Origin of the sequence: Streptomyces sp. NBC_00461 (assembly GCF_036013935.1) — a bacterium.
In the GTDB taxonomy this organism is placed as follows: Bacteria; Actinomycetota; Actinomycetes; order Streptomycetales; family Streptomycetaceae; genus Streptomyces.
Genome location: NZ_CP107902.1, coordinates 6,848,671 through 6,865,879, shown reverse-complemented (window position 1 = coordinate 6,865,879; position 17,209 = coordinate 6,848,671). Strand labels below are relative to the sequence as shown.

Genomic DNA, 17,209 nt, shown 5'->3' with positions numbered 1-17,209 from the left:
TGGTATGCGCCGATCGGGTGGCCTTCAACCGCTACTCCTCTGTGGGCAGTGCCACTTCGGCCGCCGCGTCCGGCCCCTGTTCCAGCAGGACGGTGAAGCCTTCCTCGTTCAGAACAGGCACCTTGAGCTGCATCGCCTTGTCAAATTTCGAACCTGGATTGTCACCTACGACCACGAAAGACGTCTTTTTCGAAACGGAACCGGTCACTTTCGCTCCGCGACTCTGCAGGGCCTCCTTGGCGCCGTCGCGGGTGAAGTGCTCAAGGGTGCCGGTGACCACGACGGTCAGTCCTTCGAGCGGCCGCGGCCCCTCGTCCTCGCCCGAACCCTCGTCCTCCATGCGGACTCCGGCCGCGCGCCACTTGCGGAGGATCTCCTGGTGCCACTCCTCGGCGAACCATTCCTTGAGGGAGGCGGCGATGATCCCGCCCACGCCGTCCGTGCTCGCCAGCTCCTCCTCCGTGGCCTGCTCGATGCGCTCGATCGAACGGAACTCGCGGGCGAGCGCCTCCGCGGCGACCGGGCCGACGTGACGGATCGACAGGCCGGTGAGGACGCGGGCGAGCGGGCGCTCCTTGGCCGCGGCGATGTTCTCCAGCATGGCAACCGCGTTCTTCTTCGGCTCGCCCTGCTGGTTGGCGAAGACCGTGGCGATCTTCTCCTCGCCGGTCTTCGGGTCGCGCTTGGGCAGCCCGCTGTCCTGGTCGAGGACGTACGCCCTGATGGGCAGCAGTTGCTCGATGGTGAGGTCGAAGAGGTCGCCCTCGTCGTGCAGCGGCGGGTCGGCCGGCTCCAGCGGCTTGGTCAGGGCGGCCGCGGCGACGTATCCGAAGTGCTCGATGTCCAGCGCCTTGCGGCCCGCGAGGTAGAACAGCCGCTCACGCAACTGGGCCGGGCAGGCGCGGGCGTTCGGGCAGCGCAGGTCGACGTCGGCCTCCTTCATCGGCCTGAGCGGCGTACCGCACTCGGGGCATTCGGCCGGCATCACGAACGCGCGCTCGCTGCCGTCGCGCAGGTCGACGACCGGACCGAGGATCTCCGGGATGACCTCACCGGCCTTGCGCAGCACCACGGTGTCGCCGATGAGGACGCCCTTCGCCTTGACGACGTCCTGGTTGTGCAGGGTGGCGAACTCGACCTCCGAGCCGGCCACCGTGACCGGCTCGACCTGGGCGTACGGGGTGACCCGGCCCGTGCGGCCCACGCCGACGCGGATGTTGATGAGCTTGGTGTTGACCTCCTCGGGCGCGTACTTGTACGCGATCGCCCAGCGCGGTGCGCGGGAGGTGGAACCGAGGCGTCCCTGGAGGGGGATCTCGTCGAGCTTGACGACGACGCCGTCGATCTCGTGTTCCACGGAGTGGCGGTTCTCGCCGTAGTAGGCGATGAACTCCCGTACGCCGTCGAGGCCGTCGACCACCTTGTTATGCCGGGAGGTGGGCAGGCCCCAGGTCCTCAGCAGGTCGTAGCCCTGGGACAGGCGGGTGAGCCCCTCGAAGCCCTCCAGGACGCCGATGCCGTGGACGACCATGTGCAGGGGGCGGGTGGCGGTGACGCGGGGGTCCTTCTGGCGCAGTGAACCGGCCGCCGCGTTGCGCGGGTTGGCGAAGGGCTTGTCGCCGGCCTCCACCAGCCGGGCGTTCAGCTCCTCGAACTTCTCCATCGGGAAGTACACCTCGCCGCGGATCTCGACGAGGTCGGGAACCTTGTCACCCTTCAGCCGGTCCGGAATCTCCGCGATCGTCCGGACATTGGGCGTGATGTCCTCACCGGTGCGGCCGTCGCCGCGGGTAGCCGCGCGCGTGAGGCGGCCGTGCTCGTAGGTGAGGTTGACGGCGAGGCCGTCGACCTTGAGCTCGCACAGCAGGTGGTAGCCGGATCCGCCGACGTCCCTGGCGACGCGCTCGCCCCAGGCTGCTAGCTCCTCGTCGCTGAAGGCGTTGTCCAGGGAGAGCATCCGGGAGCGGTGCTCGACGGAGGTGAACTCCGTCTCGTAGGCCCCCGCGACCTTCTGGGTCGGTGAGTCCGGGGTGCGCAGCTCCGGGTACTCCTCCTCCAGCGCCTCCAGGGAGCGCAGGAGTTTGTCGAAGTCCGCGTCGCTGACGACCGGGGCGTCGTTCACGTAGTACCGGAAGCGGTGCTCCTCGATCTGCTCAGCGAGCTTGGCGTGCTTCTCCCGTGCCTCGGCGGGCACCGTCGTCTCCGCTTGCTTGTCGCCGGCCACCGTTGTGTCCTCCCGTTACTCTGGGTTGTCCGCGAGGGATCTCGCCGCCCGGACGCAGTGGGCGAGCGCCCTGCGTGCGTAATCCGGGGAGGCCCCCGCGAGTCCGCACGACGGCGTGATCGTGACCGCCTCCGCGAGAAGCCCCGGTTGCAGCCCCAGCCTGCGCCACAGCGTCCTGACACCCATGACGCTACCGGCAGGGTCTGACAACGGGCCGTCCGTCCCCGGCACGACACCGGCGAAGAGCCGGGTCCCCCCTTCCACCGCCTCGCCGATCGTGTCGTCGTCACGCTCGGTGAGAAGCGAGAAGTCGAAGGAGATCGCCGTCGCGCCCGCCCGGCGCAGCAGGGCGAACGGGACATCCGGTGCGCAGGAGTGGACCACGGCCGGGCCGTCGCTGTGAACCCCGATGACGTCGCGGAGCGTGGCCTCGACGACCTGGCGGTCGACAGCGCGGTGGGTGCGGTAGCCGCTGGCGGTCTTCACATGGCCGCGGAGTACGGAGGTGAGGGAGGGTTCGTCGAGCTGGAGGACGAGTTGGGCTCCGGGGACGCGTCGCCGCATCTCCTCCAGGTGCAGGCGCAGGCCCTCGGCGAGGGAGCCGGCGAGGTCACGGCGGGCGCCGGTGTCGGACAGTGCCGACTCGCCGTTCCTCAGCTCCAGCGCGGCGGCCAGCGTCCAGGGCCCCACGGCCTGCACCTTGAGCGGGCCCGCGTACCCCTGCGTGAACTCCTCCAGCGCGTCGAGGTCCTCGCCGAGCCAGGACCTGGCGCGCTTGGTGTCCCGCCCCGGCCGGTCCCCGATCCGCCAGCCGCTGGGCTCCACGCGCGCGTACAGCTCGACGAGCAGCCCTGCGGTCCGTCCGATCATGTCGGCGCCGGGGCCTCGGGCGGGCAGCTCGGGCAGGAACGGGAAGTCCTCGCAGCTGCCGGTGACCGTCTTGGCGGCCTCGCGGGCGTCGCCCCCGGGCATGGAGCCGACACCGGTGGCGGCACCGAAACTGAATCCGGTCACCGTCCCGGCCTCACCGTCAGGTCGTTGACCTCTGCGTCCCTCGGCAGGTCGAGGGACATCACGATCGTCGTCGCCACCGACTCGGGGTCGATCCACTGCGAGGCGTCGTACTCCTTGCCCTCCTGCTGGTGGACCTTGGCCTGCATGGGGCTCGCCGTGCGGCCCGGGTAGACCGAGGTGACGCGGACGCCGCTGTCGTGCTCCTCGGCTCGCAGCGAGTCCGCGAGCGCCTTCAGGCCGTGCTTCGACGCCGCGTACGCCGACCATTCGGCGCTCGCCCGCAGGCCCGCTCCCGAGTTCACGAACACCACATGCCCGTGCGCCGCCCGCAGTTGGGGCAGGAGGTGACGGGTCAGCTCGGCCGGGGCGATGAGGTTGACGTTGAGCTGGTGACGCCAGGCCTTCGGGGTCAGTTCACCCACCGGGCCCAGGTCGACCACCCCCGCGATGTGCAGCAACGAGTCCACGCGGTCGGGCAGGGACTGGTGGGAGAAGGCCCAGCTCAGCCTGTCCGGGTCGGCCAGATCGCCCACCAGCGTCCTCGCCCCGGGGAACTCGGCGGCCAGCTCCTTCGCGCGGCCCGCGTCGCGCGCGTGCAGCACGAGTTCGTCCCCGCGCGCGTGGAGGCGGCGAGCGACGGCCGCGCCGATGCCGGAGCCCGCCCCGGTGATCACATGTGTAGCCATGTCCGCCATGCTCGCATCACGCCGGGGTCATGCGACGCCCCGGCTCTCCTCCAGGTAGGCCAGCGCGCCCACCGGCTCCTCCGCGAAGAACACCAGGTCGGTGAGCGGACGGGGCAGGAACCCCTCGTCGTCCATGCGCCGGAACTGCTCCTTGAGGCCGTCGTAGAAGCCCGCGGTGTTGAGCAGGACGACGGGCTTGTCGGTGTGCCCGTGCTTCTTCAGTTCGAGGATCTCGGTGGCCTCGTCGAGTGTTCCCGTGCCGCCCACCATGATCACCACGGCGTCGGCCTTCTCCAGGAGCAGCCTTTTGCGCTCGGCGAGGTCACGAGCGATCACCATCTCGTCCGCGCCCTGCCGTGCCTTGGCCGCGAGGAAGTCCACGGAGACCCCGCACAGCCGCCCTCCCGCCTCCTGCACGCCGTCGGCGACCACTTTCATCAGACCGACGTCCGAACCGCCCCACACGAGCGTGTGCCCGCCCTTGCCCAGCAGTTTCGCGAAGTCACGCGCGGGGCGCGTGTAGCGGTCGTCGAGGTCGGCGGCGGAGAGAAACACGCAGATTCGCATGAGGTCACGGTACGCGGGAAGAACCGGGCGGCCCCGAGCGCTGTGCGGGTATGGCCGAAGGACACACGATCACCATCGAGCAGGACGACCAGCACGTGCGCGTGGTGCACGGCGACCAGGTTCTGGCGGAGAGCGACCGGGCTCTCGTGCTGCGCGAGACGGGCTGTCCGGTGCGGTACTACATCCCGCCCGAGGACGTCCGCCTCGACCTGCTGACGCCGTCCGACACGCACACGTACTGCCCGTTCAAGGGCACCGCCTCCTACTGGTCGACCCCGGACGCGGCAGACCTCGTCTGGGGCTACCCCGATCCCAAGCCCGACGTCGCCGGGATCAAGGACCACTTCTGCTTCTACGAAGTGGAAGTGTCGTGAGCGATTGAGCGCGACTAATCCCCTGTGGTGGGGCAGTCTCCAGAGGCATGGACAAGAAGACCACTTCACGCGACGGCACGTCCGTCGCGTATGAACGGACCGGACAGGGCCCGGCGGTCATCCTGGTGAGCGGAGCGATGTCTACGGGCGCCACGGTGGCGCCCCTCGCCGGGCTCCTCTCGGACCGCTTCAGCGTCATCGCCTACGACCGCCGCGGCCGCGGTGGCAGCGGCGACACGGCGCCCTACGCGGTGGCCCGCGAGGTCGAGGACCTGGCCGCGCTCATCGACGTGGCGGGCGGTGAGGCGTCGCTCTACGGCATCTCGTCGGGCGGCGCGCTCGTCCTGGAGGCGGCGGCGAGCGGGCTGCCGGTGCGTCAGGTCGCGGTGTACGAGGTGCCGTTCGTCGTCTACGAAGGTGGCGCGGAGCGGCTCGCCGAGTACACCGAGCACCTCACCGAGGCGCTCGGGGACGGCCGGCGCGGGGACGCGGTCGAGCTGTTCCTGCGGCTGACGGGCATGGCCGAGGAGATGATCCAGGGTGCCCGCCGGGCCCCCATGTGGGCGGGCATGGAGGCCATCGCGCCGAGTCTCGCGTACGACAACGCCGTGATGGGCGGCGGTCTGGTGCCGCGGGCGCGGCTGGCCTCGATCGGCGTGCCCGTCCTGTCCGCCGCGGGCTCCGTGAGCCCCTCCTGGCTGCGTGAGGCCGCCCGGGCCGTGGCCGAAACGGCACCCCAGGGGACGTACCGGACCCTGGAGGGCCAGACCCACATGGTCGATCCCAATGTACTCGCGCCGGTGCTGGCGGAGTTCTTCTCGTCGGCGCCCTAGGTGTTCTGTCTCAGAGTCAGGCTCACTTGGCCTTGTGGCAAGATCGCGGGATGCTACGACTAACCGACTTCATCATCGACTGCCCGGACACGATGAAGCTGGCAGCCTTCTACTCCGAGGTGACGGGGCTCCCGGTCAAGGAGGGCAGTAACGGGAACTGGGCCGGTATCCAGTTCGGCGAGATCGAACTGGCCTTCATCCAGGTGGAGGACTACCGCGCCCCGCAGTGGCCCGACGGCGAGCACCCCAAGCAGTTCCACCTCGACTTCGAAGTCGACGACGTCGAGGCCGAACAGCGCCGCGTCCTGGCCCTCGGCGCGACCCTGCAGCGGGACTGCACCGGCCCCGACGGCTACGGCTTCCGCGTCTACACCGACCCCATCGGCCACCCCTTCTGTCTCTGCCGCAACAAGGGTGTTGTCTGGACCGATCAGGGCCCCAGCTGGCCCAAGCACGACTAGAAGGTCGATGAAGATCTTGGTGAGGGGCTGTCCGGCCGTGGGGCCGGGCAGCCCCTCTTCTAGCCGACGGCCGCCGTCGCGCGCGTGGTCGAGGCGATCGTCGCCGAACCCACCACGCGCGTGCCGTCGTACAGCACGATCGCCTGTCCGGGGGCGACGCCGCGGACCGGCTCCGTGAACGACACCTCCAGGGTGGCGTCGACCAGTTCGGCGGTGACCTCGGTCTCGCCGCCGTGGGCGCGCAGCTGGGCCGTGTAGGTGCCGGAGCCGGACGGGGCGGTGCCGCACCAGCGGGGCTTGATCGCGGTCAGCCCGGTCACGTCCAGGGCGGCGGCCGGGCCGACCGTCACCGTGTTGTTCACCGGCGAGATGTCGAGGACGTAGCGCGGCTTGCCGTCGGGTGCCGGGGTGCCGATACGCAGGCCCTTGCGCTGGCCGATGGTGAAGCCGTACGCGCCCTCGTGCGTGCCCAGCTTGGCGCCGGACTCGTCGACGATGTCGCCCTCGTGCGTGCCCAGCCGGTTCGCGAGGAAGCCCTGGGTGTCGCCGTCGGCGATGAAGCAGATGTCGTGCGAGTCGGGCTTCTTGGCGACCGCGAGACCGCGGCGCTCGGCCTCCGCGCGGATCTCGCCCTTGGTGGTCACCGTGTCACCCAGCGGGAAGAGCGCGTGCGCCAGCTGCTTCTCGTCCAGGACGCCGAGGACGTACGACTGGTCCTTGGCCATGTCGGAGGCACGGTGCAGTTCGCGCGTGCCGTCCGGGTTCACGACGACCTGGGCGTAGTGGCCGGTGCAGACGGCGTCGAAGCCGAGGGCCAGGGCCTTGTCGAGCAGCGCGGCGAACTTGATCTTCTCGTTGCAGCGCAGGCAGGGGTTCGGGGTGCGCCCCGCCTCGTACTCGGCGACGAAGTCCTCGACCACGTCCTCGCGGAAGCGGTCGGCGAGGTCCCAGACGTAGAACGGGATGCCGATGACGTCCGCGGCGCGGCGGGCGTCACGCGAGTCCTCGATGGTGCAACAGCCACGCGCGCCCGTGCGGAACGACTGCGGGTTCGCGGACAGCGCCAGGTGGACACCGGTCACGTCGTGGCCGGCTTCCGCCGCCCGGGCGGCGGCGACGGCTGAATCCACTCCGCCGGACATGGCGGCGAGTACACGAAGGGGGCGGAAGGGCTGCGGGGTGTCAGTCATAGCCCTTCAAGGGTAAGGGCCACGGGAACCGAAGCCCACGAGTATCCGTTGGTGATCACATGGGGGCGAAGAAGAGCGACTCGGACCGGCGCATCGGGCGCCGTGCGCTGCTGCTGGGCGGGGCGGCGGCCGCCGTCGGCACCGCCGTGCTGGCGCGCGAGGAGCTGTCGCACCTGTGGTGGCGGCTGCCGGGGGTGGAGAAGCCGCGGGTGCCGGGTGCGGTCGACTTCCGGGACGCCCGCTGGGTGGCGGCCTCCTCGGCGAACTACCGGCGGGCCGACCGGCCGGACGACTACTCGATAGACCGGGTGGTCATCCATGTCACCCAGGGCAGCTTCGCGAGCGCGGTCAAGGTCTTCCAGGATCCGGGCCACCAAGCAGCGGCCCACTACATCGTCCGCAGGGACGGGCACATCACGCAGATGATCCGCGAGCTGGACGTGGCGTTCCACACGGGCAACCGGGAGTACAACGAACGCAGTGTCGGCATCGAGCACGAGGGCTTCGTGGAGCGCGCGTCGTCGTTCACGGACGCGATGTACACGAACTCCGCGCGGCTGACGGCCGGGATATGCGGGCGCTACAGCATACCCGTCGACCGGGAGCACATCATCGGGCATGTGCAGGTGCCGGGCACGGACCACACCGACCCTGGGCCGCACTGGGACTGGGACCGGTACATGAAGCTCGTACACCAGGCTTCGTCGACGAAGTCCTGAATCGCCCCTCAGGTCAGCCCCGCGGCGCGGGCGCGCTCGACCGCGGGGCCGATCGCCTTCGCCAGGGCCTCGATGTCCGCCTCCGTGGAGGTGTGGCCGAGGGAGAAGCGCAGGGTGCCGCGGGCCAGGTCGGGGTCGGTGCCGGTGGCCAGCAGTACGTGGCTGGGCTGCGCGACGCCCGCGGTGCAGGCGGAGCCGGTGGAGCACTCGATGCCCTGGGCGTCCAGGAGCAGCAGCAGGGAGTCGCCCTCGCAGCCCGGGAACGTGAAGTGGGCGTTGGCCGGGAGGCGGTCCACCGGGTCGCCGCCGAGGATCGCGTCGGGGACGGCCGTACGGACCGCCTCGACCAGGCCGTCGCGCAGGGCCCCGATCTCCCGCGCGAACCACTCGCGCTGCTCCGCGGCCAGCCGGCCGGCCACCGCGAAGGAGGCGACGGCGGGGACGTCGAGGGTGCCGGAGCGGACATGGCGCTCCTGGCCGCCGCCGTGCAGGACGGGCACGGGGGTGTACTCGCGGCCGAGGAGCAGCGCTCCGATGCCGTACGGGCCGCCGATCTTGTGGCCCGAGACCGTCATCGCGGCGAGGCCGGAGGCGGCGAAGTCGACGGGGACCTGGCCGAAGGCCTGGACGGCGTCGGCATGCAGCGGGACGCCGAACTCCCGTGCCACGTCGGCGAGTTCGCGCACCGGCGTGATGGTGCCGATCTCGTTGTTCGCCCACATCACGGTCGCGAGGGCCACGTCGTCGGGGTTGCGGGCGACAGCCTCGCGCAACGCTTCGGGGTGGACGCGTCCGTACGGGTCGACCGGGAGGTACTCGACGGTGGCGCCCTCGTGGTCGCCGAGCCAGTGGACGGCGTCGAGGACGGCGTGGTGCTCGACGGGGCTGGCGAGAACGCGGGTGCGGGCCGGGTCGGCGTCGCGGCGGGACCAGTACAGGCCCTTCACCGCGAGGTTGTCGGCCTCGGTGCCGCCGGAGGTGAGAACGACCTCGCTGGGGCGGGCGCCGAGCGCTTCGGCGAGGGTCTCGCGGGCCTCCTCGACGGTGCGGCGGGCCTGCCGGCCGGAGGCGTGGAGGGAGGAGGCGTTGCCCGTGACGCTCAGCTGGGCGGTCATCGCCTCGACTGCCTCGGGGAGCATCGGGGTGGTCGCGGCGTGGTCGAGGTAAGCCATGGTGGGGCCGATTCTACGGGGCCGCCGCCACCGGCAGTGCGCCGAGGCCGGGCGGCTCGGCGGCCGAACCCCGTCGTCCTCGGGGAGGCCGGCCGTCGTTCATGGTGTGCGCCTCGGGCTCACAGGTTCCAGGAGACCGTGTTGGCCATCTGCATGGAGATCACCAGGACCACCAGGTCGGCCACGCCCAGCCCCATGCCCAGGAACGCGCGGCCGCGGCGGGTGGTGCCGCGCCACAGGGCGACCGAGGCCAGGATGATCGCGACGGGGCCGAGGAAGACGTTGAGCACGAGGAGGCCGAGGAGGCCGAGGATGAAGGACGCGACGGCCATGCCGTCGGCGTCGCGGGCGGGGGTGCGGGTGGTGTCGGTGCGGCTCGTGGCCGGGGCGGTGAGTTGCATCGTGCTCAGCTCCAGGGTGTCGGGTCGGGCGGTCGGTGGCGGTGCGCGGTGGGTCAGTTGGCCGAGGTGCGGCGGCTGTGGCGCTCGCGGGCGGCGAAGATGCCGAGCCAGACGGCGATGCCGACGGCGACGAGGGCGGTGACGGTCAGCGGCGCGTGGGCCACGGTGCCCAGGACTACGCCGAGCAGCATGAGTGCGGCGACGAGGAACAGCATGGGATTCGATCCCCCTCCGGCGTCCCGCGGGGACGCCTCTCGTGACATTTCGGTGAACGCTTGTAGTAACACTTGTTCACTGACTTGAGAGTCTAGCGCGCCTGAGGACTTTTCAATTCCGGAGAACAGTTGTTAACTGGATGACATGAGTCACACCCTCGGTATCCGGCAGGTCCAGAAGCAGAAGACCCGACAGGCGCTCCTGGACGCGGCGTTGGGCCTGCTGGAGGAGCAGAGCCTGAGCAGTCTGGGCCTGCGCGAGGTCACCCGCGCCGTCGGCGTCGCCCCGACCGCCTTCTACCGCCACTTCCGCTCCACGGCGGACCTGGGCGTGGCCCTGGTCGAGGAGGCGCTGGGCAGCCTGCACCCCATGATCCGGACGACGGTGACCACGGCCGACTCCAGCGAGGAACGCATCGTGCGCGCCGTCGAGTTGATCGCCGGCCATGTGGACGCGTACCCCGCTCACGTCCGTTTCATCGCCCGTGAGCGGCACAGCGGGGTCCAGCCGGTGCGGGAGGCCATCCGGGAGCAACTGGCCCGGTTCGCCGAGGAGGTGAGGGCCGAGCTGGCCAAGGACGACGAGTCCGCGGGCTGGGACGACGACGACCTGCTCATGCTGGCCCATCTGTACGTGGACCAGATGCTGATCACGGCATCCCTGTTCCTGGAGGCGCTGGAGGGTCCGGAGGAGGAACGCGCGCGGGTCGCGCACGTCGCGACCCGGCAGATGCGGCTGATCAGCATCGGACGGCACCACTGGACCGGCTGAGCCCGACACCCGTGCGACCTGGCGACCTGGCGACCTGGCGACCTGGCGACCTGGCGACCTGGCGATACTCAGGGGCGGCACCCCCGTTCAAGGGAGTGCGGCCCCTGTCGTACGACGCTTGGGGTCAGTTCTTGGCCGCCTGCGCGGTCGGAGCGCCGCTGGGTGCGGCGCCGCCTCCGCCGGGACCACCCTGACCGCCGCCGCAGCCGCCGCCCTGCCCGCCTCCGCCAGCGCCGCCCCGACTACCGCGCGCCGCGGCACCCGCGCTGGGCGCACCACTGGGCGCACCGCTGGGCATGCCCGAGGGGGCGCCGGACGGCCTGGCGGTCGCCTTGCCGGTGGGGGCGCCCGAAGGTGCACCCGAAGGGGCGCCCGACCGCTTGGCGGTCGCGTTGCCGGTCGGTGCCTGGCAGGCCTGCCGCTGCCCGGAGTTGCCGCTGTTCGAGGACGACGACGAGTCGCCCGAGCCGCAGGCCGCCAGGACCAGGGGCGAGAGCGCCAGGAGGGCGACTGCGGGGACGAGACGCACGCTCTTCATGAGAAACAACTCCACGGAAGGTGAGGGAACCTTGAGGCGGACACTCAATCAACGGCGCTTAGGGCTTCCTTGGGGCCGCCCTGTCCCCGGCCTGTGACCCGGGTAAAGCCAATCTCAAGACACCGCGCCGACCTGCGACTTCACACCGGCCCGTCGTCCACTCGCTGGTACAACTCCGTGACACGAGCGGCCGCCGCGGCCACTTCCTCGCGTACCTCGGGCGGCGAGAGGACCTCGACCCGATCGGAGAACGCGAGCAGTTGGCGGGCCTCGCGGGCGACGCCGTACGACAGCCGCACGGTCACCCACTCGCTCGCGCCGTCGTCGTCGGGGAGCCCCGCGAGCTGTGAGGCGTTCAGCCGCAGGAACATGTCGAGGCGGTCGCGCCGCACGCGGACGGTGACGTCGAGCCCGCCGGGGCGCTCCTCCACCTGGCGGCGCAACACCTCCCAGACGTCGGCGAGTTCGACGCCGGGCCGCCGCTTCACCCGGTCGTCCAGGACGGCGGCGGACCGCACCCGGTCGGCGCGGAACAGCTGCGGTTTCGTGCGGCGGTCGGCGACGAGGTACCAGACGCCCGCCTTCGACACGAGGCCGTACGGATCGACGGTGTACGTCCGCGCTTCCTGCTGCCCGCTGTGCCGGTAGCGCAGCCGCAGCCGGCGGTCGGTGAAGACGGCGTCCTGGAGGGTGTCCAGGTCGACGGCGGGCTGTGGGCCGCCCTTCCAGCGCGTGGCGTCGACGAGGATGCGCCGGGAGGTCACCTCGGCGGCCGGGCGGTACGGCGCCGGCAGCGCGGCCATCACCTTGCGCAGCGCCGAGCCGAGCGCCGTGTCCAGGCCGAGCGCGGCGTGCGCGCCCTGTGCGGCCAGGATGAACAGGGCCCGGGACTCGTCGGCGGTCAGCCCCGTGACGTCCGTACGGAACCCGGCGAGCAACTCGATGCCGCCGTGTCGCCCGCGTTCGGCGTAGACCGGGACGCCGGCGGCCGACAGTGCCTCGACGTCGCGGTAGATGGTGCGCACGGACACCTCCAGCCGCCCGGCGAGTTCATGCGCGGGGACGCGGCCGCGGGTCTGCAGGAGCAGCAGGATCGAGAGCAGGCGATCGGACTTCACGGCACCAGAATCCCGCCGGTCGAGGACCGCGGCAAATGTTGACGGGAACTGTCAGGTTATGCGGCGACTCTCTCCTCACAGCCCACGACAGAGAGGCCCCTTGTGAACGCCATCGACCCCCGCCCCGTGTACGCCCGCGCCACCGAGCAGGCGGCGACGCTCATCGCGACCGTACGCCCCGAGCACCTGACCGGCCGGACCCCCTGTACCGAGTTCGACGTCCGCACACTGCTCAGCCATGTCGTCGGCGGCACCCTGCGCATCGCGGTCGTCGGCGAGGGCGGCGACGGGCTCGCCGTGCACCCCTTCGCCGACGGGGTGGCGGACGACGGCTGGACGGCCGCGTACGACGAGGCCCGCACGCGAGTGCTCAAGGCATGGTCGGGCGACGACCGCATGGCGGCCCCGGTCCGCGTGCCCTGGGGCGAGGTCCCGGGGCACGCCGCCCTGTCGGGCTACGTCATGGAACTGGTCACCCACACCTGGGACCTCTCCGAGTCCCTCGGTCACCCGCTCGAACTCGACCCGGAGCTGGCCGACTTTGCCCTCACCACGGCCCGCCGCGTGCTGCCCGCCCCGGACCGCGACGAACGCACCCCGTTCGCCTCGGTCCGGCCCACCCCCGAAGGGGCGGATGTCTACGGGCAGTTGGCGGCCTGGCTGGGGCGGGAACTGCTCACCCGAGCCTGACCCGTGCCAGCTGGCGGGACTGCGCGACCAGGCGGTCGGCGCTGTCCCAGACCTCCGCGTCCTCCTCCAGGAAGCCGCCGGCGAGGTTGCGGGTGGTGATCGAGACGCGCAGGGGGCCGGGGGCCGGGCGGCAGCGGACGTGGACCGTGAGCTCCACCGTGGGCACCCAGCCCTTCAGGCCGATCTCGAAGGCGGTGGGCGGAAGCGCGTCCACCGCCAGGAGGAGCGAGAAGGGGTCGGCGTCGCGGCCGTCGGCGAGGCCGAACCAGGCACGCATCTCGCCCTTGCCCGACGGCGCTCCGAGCGCCCAGCCCAGGGTCGACGGGTCGATCTTGATCATCAGGCGGTCGGCGATGGCCGAGCTGCCGGACACCGGCGCCGGGCCGTCCTGGGGACCGAAGCACTGGTCCGGCGACGGGATCACGGACGGCTGAGCCGTCGTACGGACGTCGTCGGGCAGGGCGTCCAGGTCACCGTAGGAGGCAAGGACGCGGATGCGTTCCACCTCGCGGCCCTGCTCGTCGTACTGGAAGAGCGAGGCCTGGCCGGTCGACAGGGTGCGGCCGGTGCGGACGACGTCGGTGCGGACGACCGCCGGGCCCGGCTGGGACGCGGTGAGGTAGTGCGCCGAGATCGTGAAGGGGTCGGAATGCGGCAGGGCGTCCGCGAGCGCACGGCCCAGGACGGCCAGCAGATAGCCGCCGTTCACGGCGTTGATGATGGTCCAGCCGGCGGACAGGTCGATGTCGTACACACCGGGCGCGCGCGGGGTGAGCGCGGTGTCCCGGTCGAACTCGCTGTCGCCGATGGCGGCCCGGACGGCCGGTGCTGAAGCTGCTTCTGGCATGCCTGAACAGTATAATGGGAAATTACTAAGCGGTAGCTTTTGGAGTTACGGACGGATGAACAGAGCCGTTCGGCCGTCCTCCCGAGTGAGGTTCCGGCAATTTCTTGGTAAGTGTCCGCACTCGTCCTCAACCCGGGCGCCCCTGTCCCTCTCTATGGGGGCATGAGCCTCACCGGGACTCCGTTCCTCTACACGCTGATCGTGCTCTTCGCGATCGCACTGATACTGCCGCTCGTCCTGTGGTCACGGATCCACGGACCGAAAGCCCTGCGTACGGCGGGCCGGATGCTGATGCTGCTGTTCGCCCAGGGGACGGCGGTCGCGTTGGTCTTCGTGCTCGTCAACAACGCCAACAGCCTGTACGACAACTGGGCCGACCTGCTCGGCACGGGCAACCATGTGCAGCAGGCGGCCAATCTGGGTGCCGACGGCACCGGCGGAATAGCTCTCAAGCGCCTGCCCAAGGTCAAGCAGGACTTCGCGCCGGCGACCGGGCCGGGAATGAACGGCGTGCGCGAGACCCAGCTCAAGGGCCGCGTCTCCGGCGTGAACGCCGAGGTCTACGTCTGGCTGCCGCCCCAGTACGACCAGCCCGCCTACCGTCACCACAAGTTCCCCGTGGTCGAGCTGCTGCCGGGCTACCCGGGCTCGGCGAAGGCGTGGTTCGGTTCGATGAAGGCGACCCGGCAGCTGGCCCCGCTGATGCAGAGCGGTCAGGTCGCGCCGTTCATCCTGGTCGCCCCGCGCACCAACCTGCTGGCCGGGGTCGACACGGGCTGCGCGAACATCCCGGGCCAGGTCAACGCGGACAGCTGGCTGAGCATAGACGTACCGAAGATGGTCATGGACAACTTCCGCGCCCAACCCGCCCCCAGGGGCTGGGCGGTCGCCGGGTACTCGGCCGGGGCGCACTGCGCGGTCAAGCTGGCGGTGGCGCACCCGGACCGCTACATGGCCGCGATCAGCATGTCCGGCTACAACGACCCGATCGGCGAACGCAACTCGCTCGCCGCGCAGAACCCGACGGTCAGGGCCGAGAACAACCCCTACCTGCTGCTGAAGAAGTCCCCCACCCCGCCGCGGATCGCCCTGTACGTCTCCGGACAGCCGCGCGACGGCTACGAGGCCGCCGTCGCCCTCGAACAGAGCGCGAAGGCACCGACGACCGTGCACGTCATCTTCATCCCGAAGAGCGCGGGCGGGCACAACATGGCGCTGTGGCGGCCGCAGGTGGTCCCGTCGTTCCGCTGGCTCTCCGTGGAAATGGGCCAGCATCACGCCCGGGCCCACGGCGCTACTCCTCGCGCACCGTCGAGCGCCGGTTCCACGCACGCGGCGCTCGCCAGTGGTACTTCATCGCGAGCAGGCGCAGGACGAAGGCGGTGAGGGCCGCGAGCCCGCCCGTGAGCGGGGTGAGGGCGTCGTAGCGGATGCACAGGACGGCCATGGTGGCACCGACGATCGCCGGGACCGCGTACAGGTCGCGGTCCCAACGCAGCAGCGAGGGCACCTCGTTGGCGAGCACGTCGCGCAGGACACCGCCGCCGACGGCGGTGGCGAGGCCGAGGGTCGCCGACTGGGTGAGGCCGAGCCCGTACTCGTACGCCTTCGTCGTCCCGGCGACGCAGAACAGGCCGAGGCCGGCCGCGTCGAAGACGTTCACCCCGGCCTGGATGCGTTCCACGTGCGGGTGGAGGAAGAAGACGAGAAGGGCGGCGAACAGCGGGGTGACGAAGTAGCCGAAGTCCGTGAAGGCGGCGGGCGGTACGGCGCCGATGATCAGGTCACGGAACAGCCCTCCGCCCAGCGCGGTGGCCTCGGCGAGCACGGCGATGCCGAAGACGTCGAAGTTCTTGCGGACGGCCAGCAGCGCGCCGGAGATGGCGAACACGAAGATGCCGACGAGGTCGAGCGTGTGCTGGACGGAGGGGCTGAACAGTTGCTGAAGCACCCCACATTCTACTCAGGGGTCACTACAGGGCCGGCTTGCCCGTGGTGAAGAGCCACTTCTGGAAGAGGTCGTCGAGCTTCTGCCCGGAGACCTTCTCGGCGAGCTTGATGAACTCGGCGGTGTTGGCGTTGCCGTAGCGGTGGAGCTTCGTCCACGTCGGCAACAGCTTGAAGAACGCCTTGTCCCCGATGCGCTCGCGCAGCGCCTGCAGGGTCATCGCGCCGCGCTGGTAGACCGCTGACGCGAACATGGTGTCGCGCTGCGGGTCGGCGACGACGGTCTGCCAGAAGGCGTTGTCGGCCGGGCGGGAGTTGTAGCCGGCCAGGAACGAGTCGTGGGCACTGCGGGTGCCCTGGTGCTCGGCCCACAGCCACTGCGCGTACGTGGCGAAGCCCTCGTTGAGCCAGATGTCCTTCCAGTGCTCGACCGAGACGGAGTCGCCGAACCACTGGTGGGCCAGCTCGTGCACGATCGTCGTCTCGTTGCGCACGGCCGAGTAGGCGGGCTTGCTCTGCACCTCCAGCGAGAACCCGGCCTCCGGCATGTCGTCGACGATCGCGCCGGTCTCCTCGAAGGGGTACGGCCCGAAGACCTGCGACCAGTAGTCGGTTGCCGCGGCGGTCACGGCGTACACGTCGACGCTGTTGCTGTTCGCGAGCACGGGGTCGATGGCGACGTAGATCGGGATCCCGGAGGGCGTCCTGCCGGTCTTCACGTCGAACTTCCCGATGGTGGCGGTCGCGAGGTAGGTCGCCATGGGCCGGCTCTCGCGCCAATGGGCGTACGTCGAACCGCCCTTGTCGTACGTCGAGACCAGCCGACCGTTGGAGACGCCCGTCAGGCCCTTGGGGGCCTTGATGCGTATGTCGTACGTGGCCTTGTCGGAGGGGTGGTCGCTGGAGGGGAACCAGGTGGAGGCGGCGTTGGGTTCGCAGGCGACGAAGACACCGTCGGCTGTCTTCATCCATCCGTAGTCGGAGCCGAAGACGATGGGGCCGGAGAGGGCTTCGGGGACGCCGCCGTAGGTGACGGTGACCGTGAAGTCGTGGCCCTTGTGGAGGGAGTCGCGCGGGGTGATGTGCAGTTCGTCGCCGTCACGGGTGAACTGGGCGCGTCTGCCGTTCACTTCGACTCTGGTGACCTCGAGTTTCTGCAGGTCGAGGTCGAAGGAGGAGAGGTTCTGGGTGGCGCGCGCGGTGAGGGTCGTACGGCCGTCGAGGCGGTCGGTGTCCGGGTTGTACGCCACGTCGAGGGCGTAGTGCCGGGCGTCGAAGCCGCCGTTGCCCAGGTTCGGGAAGTAGGTGTCGCCGATTCCGGGGGCGCCCGGGGCGGGGGCCGCGGAGGCGGCGATGGCGAAGAAGGAAGCCGCCGCGGTCGCGACGGCTCCTAAGCGTGACGAACGGGAGAGTTTCATGAGTCGTCCTATCCGAGCGTGTG

20 protein-coding genes are annotated in these 17,209 nt (G+C 70.6%); 7 read left to right on the top strand and 13 right to left on the bottom strand.

Going from position 1 to position 17,209, the window contains the following annotated elements; all coding sequences use genetic code 11:
- Nucleotides 1–31: 31 nt before the first annotated feature.
- From ligA to OG870_RS32130, 4 genes are read right to left on the bottom strand one after another with little or no spacing between them, the layout of a single operon-like run.
- On the bottom strand, nt 32–2,224 hold the full coding sequence (ligA, locus tag OG870_RS32145; RefSeq protein ID WP_266521904.1) for an NAD-dependent DNA ligase LigA: 2,193 nt from the start codon (nt 2,222–2,224) through the stop codon (nt 32–34).
- 15 nt (nt 2,225–2,239) lie between these two features.
- Nucleotides 2,240–3,238 (bottom strand): methionine synthase, encoded by a 999-nt coding sequence (locus OG870_RS32140; RefSeq protein WP_266521901.1) that lies wholly within the window; start codon nt 3,236–3,238, stop codon nt 2,240–2,242.
- A complete protein-coding gene (locus OG870_RS32135; RefSeq protein WP_266521894.1) occupies nt 3,235–3,933 on the bottom strand; it encodes an SDR family oxidoreductase in 699 nt (232 codons plus the stop codon). The genes OG870_RS32140 and OG870_RS32135 overlap by 4 nt, the downstream gene beginning before the upstream one ends.
- 18 nt (nt 3,934–3,951) lie before the next feature.
- On the bottom strand, nt 3,952–4,491 hold the full coding sequence (locus OG870_RS32130; RefSeq protein ID WP_266521892.1) for a TIGR00730 family Rossman fold protein: 540 nt from the start codon (nt 4,489–4,491) through the stop codon (nt 3,952–3,954).
- A 50-nt stretch (nt 4,492–4,541) separates the two neighbouring features.
- On the opposite strand from OG870_RS32130, the gene OG870_RS32125 reads away from it, so the two are divergent.
- Genes OG870_RS32125 through OG870_RS32115 form a run of 3 tightly spaced genes read left to right on the top strand, consistent with a single transcriptional unit; the run spans nt 4,542 to nt 6,159 of the window.
- A complete protein-coding gene (locus OG870_RS32125) occupies nt 4,542–4,865 on the top strand; it encodes a DUF427 domain-containing protein (RefSeq protein WP_266521890.1) in 324 nt (107 codons plus the stop codon).
- A 47-nt stretch (nt 4,866–4,912) separates the two neighbouring features.
- Entirely contained in the window at nt 4,913–5,698 is a 786-nt protein-coding gene (locus tag OG870_RS32120; protein WP_266521888.1) for an alpha/beta fold hydrolase, read from the top strand.
- Nucleotides 5,699–5,748: 50 nt separating this feature from the next.
- The gene (locus OG870_RS32115) at nt 5,749–6,159 is read left to right on the top strand and encodes a VOC family protein (RefSeq protein WP_266843856.1); all 411 of its coding nucleotides are present in this window, start codon (nt 5,749–5,751) and stop codon (nt 6,157–6,159) included.
- Between the two features lie 59 nt (nt 6,160–6,218).
- On the opposite strand, the gene mnmA is transcribed toward OG870_RS32115, so the two are convergent.
- Nucleotides 6,219–7,349 carry a tRNA 2-thiouridine(34) synthase MnmA gene (mnmA, locus tag OG870_RS32110; RefSeq protein WP_266843858.1) on the bottom strand — a complete coding sequence of 377 codons (1,131 nt, stop codon included), beginning with the start codon at nt 7,347–7,349 and terminating at the stop codon, nt 6,219–6,221.
- A 59-nt stretch (nt 7,350–7,408) separates the two neighbouring features.
- Here mnmA and OG870_RS32105 point away from each other — a divergent pair, with 59 nt between their 5' ends.
- Entirely contained in the window at nt 7,409–8,068 is a 660-nt protein-coding gene (locus tag OG870_RS32105; RefSeq protein ID WP_327691764.1) for an N-acetylmuramoyl-L-alanine amidase, read from the top strand.
- 8 nt (nt 8,069–8,076) lie between these two features.
- Here the strand turns inward: OG870_RS32105 and OG870_RS32100 are convergent, their stop codons facing one another.
- The 3 genes from OG870_RS32100 to OG870_RS32090 form a co-directional block, all read right to left on the bottom strand.
- Nucleotides 8,077–9,240 carry a cysteine desulfurase family protein gene (locus OG870_RS32100; RefSeq protein WP_327691763.1) on the bottom strand — a complete coding sequence of 388 codons (1,164 nt, stop codon included), beginning with the start codon at nt 9,238–9,240 and terminating at the stop codon, nt 8,077–8,079.
- Between the two features lie 119 nt (nt 9,241–9,359).
- A complete protein-coding gene (locus tag OG870_RS32095; RefSeq protein ID WP_266590102.1) occupies nt 9,360–9,641 on the bottom strand; it encodes a DUF4190 domain-containing protein in 282 nt (93 codons plus the stop codon).
- Between the two features lie 53 nt (nt 9,642–9,694).
- Nucleotides 9,695–9,856 carry a hypothetical protein gene (locus OG870_RS32090; RefSeq protein ID WP_181922309.1) on the bottom strand — a complete coding sequence of 54 codons (162 nt, stop codon included), beginning with the start codon at nt 9,854–9,856 and terminating at the stop codon, nt 9,695–9,697.
- A gap of 145 nt (nt 9,857–10,001) precedes the next feature.
- On the opposite strand from OG870_RS32090, the gene OG870_RS32085 reads away from it, so the two are divergent.
- The gene (locus tag OG870_RS32085) at nt 10,002–10,628 is read left to right on the top strand and encodes a TetR family transcriptional regulator (protein WP_266521863.1); all 627 of its coding nucleotides are present in this window, start codon (nt 10,002–10,004) and stop codon (nt 10,626–10,628) included.
- A 124-nt stretch (nt 10,629–10,752) separates the two neighbouring features.
- On the opposite strand, the gene OG870_RS32080 is transcribed toward OG870_RS32085, so the two are convergent.
- Together OG870_RS32080 and OG870_RS32075 are read right to left on the bottom strand one after the other, a co-directional pair.
- Nucleotides 10,753–11,166, bottom strand: a complete 414-nt coding sequence (locus OG870_RS32080) for a hypothetical protein (RefSeq protein ID WP_327691762.1) — start codon at nt 11,164–11,166, stop codon at nt 10,753–10,755.
- A gap of 140 nt (nt 11,167–11,306) precedes the next feature.
- Nucleotides 11,307–12,284, bottom strand: coding sequence for a helix-turn-helix transcriptional regulator (locus OG870_RS32075; RefSeq protein ID WP_266521859.1), 978 nt, complete (start codon nt 12,282–12,284; stop codon nt 11,307–11,309).
- 102 nt (nt 12,285–12,386) lie between these two features.
- Between OG870_RS32075 and OG870_RS32070 the strand changes: the two genes are divergently transcribed.
- Entirely contained in the window at nt 12,387–12,974 is a 588-nt protein-coding gene (locus OG870_RS32070; RefSeq protein ID WP_327691761.1) for a TIGR03086 family metal-binding protein, read from the top strand.
- Here the strand turns inward: OG870_RS32070 and OG870_RS32065 are convergent.
- Nucleotides 12,961–13,821 (bottom strand): thioesterase family protein, encoded by an 861-nt coding sequence (locus OG870_RS32065; protein WP_327691760.1) that lies wholly within the window; start codon nt 13,819–13,821, stop codon nt 12,961–12,963. The genes OG870_RS32070 and OG870_RS32065 overlap by 14 nt on opposite strands.
- Before the next feature lie 162 nt (nt 13,822–13,983).
- Here OG870_RS32065 and OG870_RS32060 point away from each other — a divergent pair, with 162 nt between their 5' ends.
- Entirely contained in the window at nt 13,984–15,207 is a 1,224-nt protein-coding gene (locus OG870_RS32060; protein ID WP_266590095.1) for an alpha/beta hydrolase, read from the top strand.
- Here the strand turns inward: OG870_RS32060 and OG870_RS32055 are convergent.
- Together OG870_RS32055 and OG870_RS32050 are read right to left on the bottom strand one after the other, a co-directional pair.
- Nucleotides 15,116–15,772 carry a trimeric intracellular cation channel family protein gene (locus OG870_RS32055; protein WP_266521851.1) on the bottom strand — a complete coding sequence of 219 codons (657 nt, stop codon included), beginning with the start codon at nt 15,770–15,772 and terminating at the stop codon, nt 15,116–15,118. The two genes, OG870_RS32060 and OG870_RS32055, sit on opposite strands and share 92 nt — an antisense overlap.
- Nucleotides 15,773–15,794: 22 nt before the next feature.
- Nucleotides 15,795–17,186 (bottom strand): M1 family metallopeptidase, encoded by a 1,392-nt coding sequence (locus tag OG870_RS32050; RefSeq protein ID WP_266590093.1) that lies wholly within the window; start codon nt 17,184–17,186, stop codon nt 15,795–15,797.
- Nucleotides 17,187–17,209: the final 23 nt, after the last annotated feature.

Coding starts and splice junctions, on each gene's coding strand:
- OG870_RS32135 (WP_266521894.1), bottom strand. CDS start 3,933: ATGGCGGACATGGCTACACATGTGATCACCGGGGCGGGCTCCGGCATC.
- OG870_RS32130 (WP_266521892.1), bottom strand. CDS start 4,491: ATGCGAATCTGCGTGTTTCTCTCCGCCGCCGACCTCGACGACCGCTAC.
- OG870_RS32125 (WP_266521890.1), top strand. CDS start 4,542: ATGGCCGAAGGACACACGATCACCATCGAGCAGGACGACCAGCACGTG.
- OG870_RS32120 (WP_266521888.1), top strand. CDS start 4,913: ATGGACAAGAAGACCACTTCACGCGACGGCACGTCCGTCGCGTATGAA.
- OG870_RS32115 (WP_266843856.1), top strand. CDS start 5,749: ATGCTACGACTAACCGACTTCATCATCGACTGCCCGGACACGATGAAG.
- mnmA (WP_266843858.1), bottom strand. CDS start 7,349: ATGACTGACACCCCGCAGCCCTTCCGCCCCCTTCGTGTACTCGCCGCC.
- OG870_RS32105 (WP_327691764.1), top strand. CDS start 7,409: ATGGGGGCGAAGAAGAGCGACTCGGACCGGCGCATCGGGCGCCGTGCG.
- OG870_RS32100 (WP_327691763.1), bottom strand. CDS start 9,240: ATGGCTTACCTCGACCACGCCGCGACCACCCCGATGCTCCCCGAGGCA.
- OG870_RS32095 (WP_266590102.1), bottom strand. CDS start 9,641: ATGCAACTCACCGCCCCGGCCACGAGCCGCACCGACACCACCCGCACC.
- OG870_RS32090 (WP_181922309.1), bottom strand. CDS start 9,856: ATGCTGTTCCTCGTCGCCGCACTCATGCTGCTCGGCGTAGTCCTGGGC.
- OG870_RS32085 (WP_266521863.1), top strand. CDS start 10,002: ATGAGTCACACCCTCGGTATCCGGCAGGTCCAGAAGCAGAAGACCCGA.
- OG870_RS32080 (WP_327691762.1), bottom strand. CDS start 11,166: ATGAAGAGCGTGCGTCTCGTCCCCGCAGTCGCCCTCCTGGCGCTCTCG.
- OG870_RS32065 (WP_327691760.1), bottom strand. CDS start 13,821: ATGCCAGAAGCAGCTTCAGCACCGGCCGTCCGGGCCGCCATCGGCGAC.
- OG870_RS32060 (WP_266590095.1), top strand. CDS start 13,984: ATGAGCCTCACCGGGACTCCGTTCCTCTACACGCTGATCGTGCTCTTC.
- OG870_RS32050 (WP_266590093.1), bottom strand. CDS start 17,186: ATGAAACTCTCCCGTTCGTCACGCTTAGGAGCCGTCGCGACCGCGGCG.